Here is a 6,260-nt window from a genome sequence, read left to right as displayed (position 1 = left end):
GTGGCGTATATTACGCTTTCCTCTTTCAGAGTCAACCCGTTATTTCAGGATTTTTTCTCTTCAACCGAACCGCTTGTTGTGTGAAGTGATTCACATCCGCCGTGTCGATGGAGGCGCATTATAGGGATCCCATTTTTTAGCACAAGTATTTTTTAGATCTTTTTTTCCGACTGCTGATTTTCCGCGCTTTTCGCTGAAATCCCGCCCGATCTGCTTAAATATTGACGTATTTTGCCTTGCCGCGATCCATTACTATGATCAAAGTCTTCTGTATAGCGCTCATTGTTCGAGGTAGATATGCCCGCAGTATTACGTCCTTATAAAGATCTGTTCCCCCAAAAAGGCGATCGCGTGATGATCGATGCCAGCAGCGTGGTGATTGGTGATGTCCGAATGGCCGATGATGTCAGCATCTGGCCGCTCGTCGCCATCAGGGGAGATGTTAACTATGTGTCGATTGGTGCACGTACCAATATTCAGGACGGCAGCGTTCTGCATGTCACACACAAATCCTCCTATAACCCGGAGGGCAATCCCCTCATCATTGGAGAAGAGGTTACCGTCGGCCATAAAGTGATGCTTCACGGCTGCACTATCGGAAACCGCGTGCTAGTTGGCATGGGGTCGATTTTGCTGGATGGCGTCATAGTAGAAGATGAAGTAATGATTGGTGCCGGTAGCCTGGTCCCGCAGAACAAACGGCTGGAGAGTGGCTATCTCTATCTGGGAAGCCCGGTAAAACAGATCCGCCCCCTGAAGGAGGCAGAGATCGAAGGGTTAAAATACTCGGCGGACAACTACGTTAAATGGAAGAATGACTATTTGGCTCAGGACAACCAAACCCAGCCCTGATCGTCTTCCTGCTGTTCGCGGATTAAATCGCTGGCTTCCTCTTCCAGATCCCAGCGATTTTCGCAAAATATCGCTATCGGGTCTGAACCGCCAAAACGACGCAACAGCGTTTCCCCATGAATGGCACAGGTAAGTTGCATCCCCTGCACCAGCACCGGAAAACAGACCGCTTGTTTACTCTCATCCCAGCTCTCTCTGTCCGGGAAATGAATAGCCTGGTTCACGCCGAAAGCTCCTGCTTTAACTTTTCAATGACAGGTTCGACCGCAGGCAACACACCATGCCAGAGCAGCACCGCATGCGCAGCCTGCCCCACCAGCATTCCCAGCCCATCGGCTAACTGTTTCGCGCCGTGTTGTTCGCACCAGTTAAGGAAAGGCGTCTTCCCTTTCTGATAGAACATGTCATAGAAGTACATATGCGGGCTGACCAGAGAAGCGGGTATTGCCGGGATCTCGCCATTGATGCCGCTCGACGTGGCGTTGATGACAAGATCGAACTCACGATCGGCGAGATCGTCAAGCGCTACCGCGCTCACGCTGCCGGTATGCGCAAACAACGCCGCCAGCGCTTCCGCGCGGGAAAAGGTTCTGTTGGTAATGGTCACCGCACAGTCCAGTGAAAGCAGAGGCAACAGTACTCCCCGCGATGCGCCACCCGCACCAATCAGCAGGACCCGGAACCCGGGCTTAATAAACGACAGTCGTTCCAGATCGCTAAGTAAACCAATTCCGTCGGTGTTGTCACCCAACAGGCGTCCATCCTCAAGCCGTTTTAGGGTATTGACCGCACCAGCCAGTGAAGCGCGCTCGGTCAGCTCATCCGCTCGTTCGAAGGCTTCCTCTTTAAAAGGAACCGTCACATTCGCGCCTTTACCGCCCGCGGCGAAAAAAGCCTCCAGCGTTGGAATAAATGCATCCACCGGTGCCAGTACGCGACCATAGGGATGATTTATCTGCAGCTGCTTCGCAAATTGCTGATGAATCAACGGTGACTTGCTGTGTGCAATCGGATTACCAAAAACAGCATAGGTTTCCATGAGATTACCCCTGGCGAAAACGTTCGCCGGTCAAGGCGTCGCGAATTTCAGACGGATTCAGGCGCCCTCCCGTTTCACCGACAGCGACAGGGAAGTCGTTCCCGAACTGCGCCAGTACTTCTTCGGTTGTCCGACAAGGTGGCAATCCGGTCAGGTTGGCGCTGGTTGAGACCAGCGGTTTACCAAATGCCAGGCACAGCTCAACCACCAGCGGATGGTCAGTTACGCGAACGGCGAGGGAATCAAAACGTCCGGTTAACCAGCGAGGCGTTGTCGGCTGCGCCGGGAAAACGAAGGTCACGGGGCCAGGCCACGCGGAGAAGATAGTCTCGCGCTGCGCCGGCGTCAGCATGGAGTCATCGATATAGGGTTTAAGCTGCTCATAATTCGCAGCGATCAAAATCAGCCCTTTCTCGACGGGTCTTTGTTTTAAGGCAAGCAGACGGCTCACTGCCGTCTCGCTGTCAGGATCGCAACCGACCCCAAAAACAGCTTCAGTTGGATAGGCGATGACTTCTTCATTTTTCAGTACGTCCACTGCATGCGCAATGGAGCCTGATGGCAGGTTATTATTCACTATTTTGATCCGCCGTAACCGGCTTTCCACATTGTTTACTGGCGCAGAAGCGTTTCATGCCTTGCGCGGTTTTCTTCTCTATGAGTAGCGGATAATTGCAATGAGGGCAGGTTCCCGCTACCGGTTTAAAATTGATAACGAACTGGCATTCAGGATAGCGATCGCACGAATGGAAGGTCTTACCATAACGGGAGCGGCGCTGTACCAACTGACCGCGCTGACACTGAGGGCACGCAATTGCCGTTTCATCAGGCTTATCAATTTGTTCCGTATGTTCGCATTCCGGGTAGCGGCTACATCCAATAAACATGCCGAAACGCCCCTGACGCAGGGCTAATTCACCACCGCAGACTGGACAAAACTGCCCCTCCAGAATTTTAACGATATGTCCATCCGCCTGGCTTTTCAGGGGACGGACATAATCACATTCCGGATAGTGTGAACAACCGAGAAACGGGCCGTGTTTCCCGGACCGAATAACAAGTTCAGCCCCGCACTGCGGGCAGGGCTCGTTTTTATGCACCGTGAATAGTGCTGATTTGGCCATAACAACTCTTGGTGCTGCACATTGAATTAGTGCAGCATACCTTCATTCACTTCAAAGAGTAATTCTTCCATTTGCTGATAGGCATTTTCACAGCCCGGGATATTAAACAGAACCATCAGGATCACCCACTTGAGATCTTCCAGTTCAAATTCTGCTGTATCCAGCGCCATGACGCGCTCTATCACCATTTCTCTCGTTTCGAGGTTCAGCACCTGAATCTGCTCAAGGAATAAGATGAACCCCCGGCAGCTGGCGTCCAGCCTTTCACACTCTTCTGCGGTATAAATGCGTACTGACAATGGGTCAGAAGCAAGCTGCATCGGTTCGGCGAGGCCTTCCTGATAATCAGCCAGTTTTTCCAGCCACATCAACGCATTATAGATATCTTCCCGCTCAAACCCCGCATCGGTAAGATCCTGTGTCAATTTGTCCTGATCCACTCGCATTTCTGCTTCGTTATGGATGTAAGTCTCAAACAAATACATCAGTACGTCGAACATGGCATGCCCTCCTTAATCGGACATAGCCGCCGGGTACAGCTGCGATCCACCCTGCTAACTCCAGTTCGAGTAGCTGTGCTACCGTTACTGGCACAGGTTGGCCGGCACGTTCAGCGACAACGTCAACAGGTGTTACCTCATCTCCTACGTTAGCCAGGAGCTTGGGAAATGGCAATGCCACCTTTCCCTGATCTGATGAATATTGTCGCTTTTCGGGATCTTCCTGCAGCCATTGCAACCCATATTGCAAATTTTCAAGAATATCTCCTACTTCCGTTACCGGCGTAGCCCCTTGCTTAATCAGCCAGTGGGGCCCCTCGCATCCGGGATTACCTATCGGACCAGGCAAGGCGAAGACTTCTCTCCCCTGTTCGAGCGCGCATCGCGCCGTGACCAGCGAACCGCTTCGGCGCGCCGCTTCAACCACCAGCACACCTTTGCTAAGCCCGCTGATAATTCGATTACGCCGCGGAAAGTTTGCTGGCCTGGGCTGTGCGGAAAGCGGAAACTCAGACACTATCGCGCCGTCAGATTCGATAAGCCGCATCGCCAGTGCCTGATGCCGGCGTGGATAAATGCTAAAAAGACCGTTCCCCAGCACCGCTACGCTTCGTCCCTTCACTGAAAGCGCCGCACTGTGGGCTACGCCGTCAATACCGCAGGCCAGCCCGCTGGTGATCGTGAAACCGCTTTGTGACAGTTGTTCGCACAGGATTTTCCCCCATCGCTCGCCGTACCATGACGGCGCACGACTGCCTACCACCGCCAGTTGAACCGTATTAAGCGCCTCAGGGTTACCTTTTATGAATAACGCCCCGGGATAATCTGGGATCGTGCGGAGCAAAGGGGGATATAGGGGATGGTTGGCCGTTAATAAGTGATGTCCCGGCTGCTCAAGCCACATCAGGCTACGTCCCAGCTCGCTCTCATCGAGTGCAAAGAACCGTTCAGCCTGCTTTGCTGTCAGTCCGGCCTCTCTGGCCACGAGCACGTTGAGGCGTTCCAGCTTCTGCAGTCGCGCAGCCGCTTCCAGCATTACATCACCACACAGAGACCCAGTGTGTACTAGCCGTAGCCATATCTCGGTAGACGTCATCCTTTCCCCTGCCATAAGCGGCCTCCGCAATCATTGCGATTGGTCACTGATGCTGTCAATCGATGGGGGATTTGTCTAGAATAGAGAGAGTATTCTTATCAACTCCTGAACACGACTCTGGAAATTTATGGCAGTTTTGCAAGTGTTACATATTCCGGACGAGCGCCTTCGCATCGTCGCTGAACCGGTCAAAGAAGTGAATGCAGAAATCCAGCGTATCGTTGATGATATGTTCGATACCATGTACGCCGAAGAAGGCATTGGCCTGGCGGCGACGCAGGTGGACATTCACAAGCGTATTATCGTGATTGATGTTTCTGAAAATCGCGATGGCCGCCTGGTGCTGATCAACCCTGAGCTGCTCGAAAAGAGTGGCGAAACCGGTATTGAGGAAGGCTGTCTGTCCATTCCTGAACAGCGCGCTTTAGTACCGCGTGCCGAAAAGGTGAAAATTCGCGCGCTGGATCGCGACGGTAATCCGTTCGAACTGGAAGCAGACGACCTGCTGGCAATTTGTATTCAGCATGAGATGGATCACCTGGTCGGTAAACTGTTTATCGATTATCTCTCGCCGCTGAAACAGCAGCGTATTCGTCAGAAAGTAGAGAAACTGGATCGTTTGCGTTCTCGCGCATAACGTCCTCCCGGATACAAGGATCATCGTGTCTAAAACACTACGTATTATCTTCGCGGGAACCCCTGATTTTGCAGCGCGTCATCTTGACGCGCTGTTATCTTCTGGTCACCAGGTTGTGGGCGTCTTTACCCAGCCGGACCGTCCGGCAGGTCGCGGTAAAAAACTGATGCCGAGCCCTGTAAAGGTGCTGGCAGAAGAGCATGGGCTACCCGTTTTCCAGCCAGCATCGTTGCGCCCACAGGAAAATCAGCAGCTGGTTGCTGACCTGAATGCCGACGTAATGGTGGTGGTAGCTTACGGTTTAATTCTGCCAAAAGCTGTGCTTGATATGCCTCGCCTGGGGTGCATCAACGTGCATGGGTCTTTGCTCCCGCGCTGGCGTGGTGCTGCACCAATCCAGCGCTCGCTGTGGGCAGGTGATGCCGAAACGGGCGTTACCATCATGAAGATGGACGTAGGTTTAGACACCGGCGATATGCTGTATAAACTGGCGTGCCCCATAACGTCAGACGATACCAGCGCTACGCTGTATGACAAACTGGCAGACCTTGGCCCACAAGGGCTTATCGAGACGCTCCAGCAGCTTGCTGACAATACGGCGAAACCGGAAGTTCAGGATGACGCGCTGGTGACTTATGCCGAAAAACTGAGCAAAGAAGAAGCGCGGATCGACTGGTCCCTGTCAGCCGCGCAACTTGAACGCTGCATCCGCGCTTTTAATCCGTGGCCAATGAGCTGGATGGAGATTGATGAGCAGCCGGTGAAAGTCTGGAAAGCCTCCGTCATTAGCGGTACTACCACCGCTGAACCCGGTACGATTGTTGACGCCAACAAGAACGGGATCCAGGTCGCGACTGCGCAAGGGATCCTGAATCTTGAATCGCTACAACCGGCCGGCAAGAAGGCCATGAGCGCTCAGGATCTGTTAAATTCCCGCCGCGAATGGTTTATTCCGGGCAATCGTCTTGCCTGAGCAAATTTATCCTTAAGGCCCGGTGTTTCCGGGCATTTT

General features: G+C 52.9%; 9 protein-coding genes. 3 read left to right on the top strand and 6 right to left on the bottom strand.

Translation table 11 applies throughout. The annotated features are described in order from the left end of the window. The first annotated feature begins 297 nt into the window (after positions 1–297). Positions 298–852, top strand: coding sequence for a gamma carbonic anhydrase family protein (locus P346_RS02660; protein ID WP_032662347.1), 555 nt, complete (start codon positions 298–300; stop codon positions 850–852). On the opposite strand, the gene P346_RS02665 is transcribed toward P346_RS02660, so the two are convergent. The 6 genes from P346_RS02665 to dprA are packed head-to-tail and all read right to left on the bottom strand — an operon-like array spanning position 828 to position 4,611. After that, entirely contained in the window at positions 828–1,076 is a 249-nt protein-coding gene (locus P346_RS02665) for a DUF1488 domain-containing protein (protein ID WP_032662345.1), read from the bottom strand. The genes P346_RS02660 and P346_RS02665 overlap by 25 nt on opposite strands. Continuing rightward, a complete protein-coding gene (gene aroE, locus P346_RS02670; RefSeq protein WP_032662343.1) occupies positions 1,073–1,891 on the bottom strand; it encodes a shikimate dehydrogenase in 819 nt (272 codons plus the stop codon). The genes P346_RS02665 and aroE overlap by 4 nt, the downstream gene beginning before the upstream one ends. A 4-nt stretch (positions 1,892–1,895) precedes the next feature. Beyond that, positions 1,896–2,468: an L-threonylcarbamoyladenylate synthase type 1 TsaC gene (gene tsaC, locus P346_RS02675; RefSeq protein WP_023309444.1), complete on the bottom strand. Its 573-nt coding sequence runs from the start codon at positions 2,466–2,468 to the stop codon at positions 1,896–1,898. Beyond that, positions 2,461–3,015 (bottom strand): DNA topoisomerase family protein, encoded by a 555-nt coding sequence (locus P346_RS02680; RefSeq protein WP_032662341.1) that lies wholly within the window; start codon positions 3,013–3,015, stop codon positions 2,461–2,463. The genes tsaC and P346_RS02680 overlap by 8 nt, the downstream gene beginning before the upstream one ends. Before the next feature lie 26 nt (positions 3,016–3,041). Then, on the bottom strand, positions 3,042–3,515 hold the full coding sequence (gene smg / locus P346_RS02685) for a DUF494 family protein Smg (protein WP_008503477.1): 474 nt from the start codon (positions 3,513–3,515) through the stop codon (positions 3,042–3,044). Then, positions 3,487–4,611, bottom strand: a complete 1,125-nt coding sequence (gene dprA, locus P346_RS02690; protein ID WP_032662339.1) for a DNA-protecting protein DprA — start codon at positions 4,609–4,611, stop codon at positions 3,487–3,489. The genes smg and dprA overlap by 29 nt, the downstream gene beginning before the upstream one ends. A gap of 127 nt (positions 4,612–4,738) precedes the next feature. Between dprA and def the strand changes: the two genes are divergently transcribed. Together def and fmt are read left to right on the top strand one after the other, a co-directional pair. Beyond that, entirely contained in the window at positions 4,739–5,248 is a 510-nt protein-coding gene (gene def / locus P346_RS02695) for a peptide deformylase (protein ID WP_008503479.1), read from the top strand. A 25-nt stretch (positions 5,249–5,273) separates the two neighbouring features. After that, entirely contained in the window at positions 5,274–6,221 is a 948-nt protein-coding gene (gene fmt, locus P346_RS02700; protein WP_023333663.1) for a methionyl-tRNA formyltransferase, read from the top strand. The last annotated feature ends 39 nt before the right edge of the window (positions 6,222–6,260 follow it).

The organism is Enterobacter sp. DC1, from assembly GCF_000568075.1.
In the GTDB taxonomy this organism is placed as follows: domain Bacteria; phylum Pseudomonadota; class Gammaproteobacteria; order Enterobacterales; family Enterobacteriaceae; genus Enterobacter; species Enterobacter asburiae.
Note: the sequence above shows the minus strand (reverse complement) of the source record. Positions and strands in the feature narration are given on the sequence as shown.